The following is a 511-nucleotide window of genomic DNA, read 5'->3' on the forward strand; positions in this document are numbered from 1 at the left end:
GGCTGTCCTCGTCCGAAAATCGGTCGCGCCGATTTAGGTCACGAGAGAAAGGCCCGCTCCTTCCAGTCGCTCGTCATCGCAGGGCTGTGCCCTGCACCCAGGAGCAAATGCCACACCTTTGCCGCCCGTCAACGCAAGCGTTTTCCACTGCGTTTCGACCCTGCGGGTGACTGGCGGACAGCAGGCGCGGGCAACCTGAAAGTGTCGGGACGAAGGGCGTCCCACAGATGATCGACGGCCTGCAGCGCGTCGAACAAAGGGCGGGATTTAGACAGGCTCGAAGGCGCTGCCTTCGCAGTCGGGATCACCGCATAGGATGGCCAGGTTGGGCTTGCCCCACACCTGGACTGCGCAAGACGGACAGCGGTACTTGACCCGGTTGGAGCGGTTCTCTTGCCCCGGCCCCGGGAACACAAGCAGGTCGATTTGGACCTCATCACCGTCGTCGCCCTCCCCTCCCCCGAAAGTGAACTGCTCGGCCGAGCATGGCGGGAACCGATCAAGCCAGGAC

1 pseudogene is annotated in these 511 nt (G+C 63.6%); it reads right to left on the reverse strand.

The annotated features are described in order from the left end of the window. Nucleotides 1-267 precede the first annotated feature (267 nt). Nucleotides 268-511, reverse strand: a pseudogene (locus EOD15_RS37165) (sprT domain-containing protein); the annotation flags it as partial.

This window comes from Mesorhizobium sp. M7A.T.Ca.US.000.02.2.1, assembly GCF_003996995.1.
Lineage (GTDB): Bacteria > Pseudomonadota > Alphaproteobacteria > Rhizobiales > Rhizobiaceae > Mesorhizobium.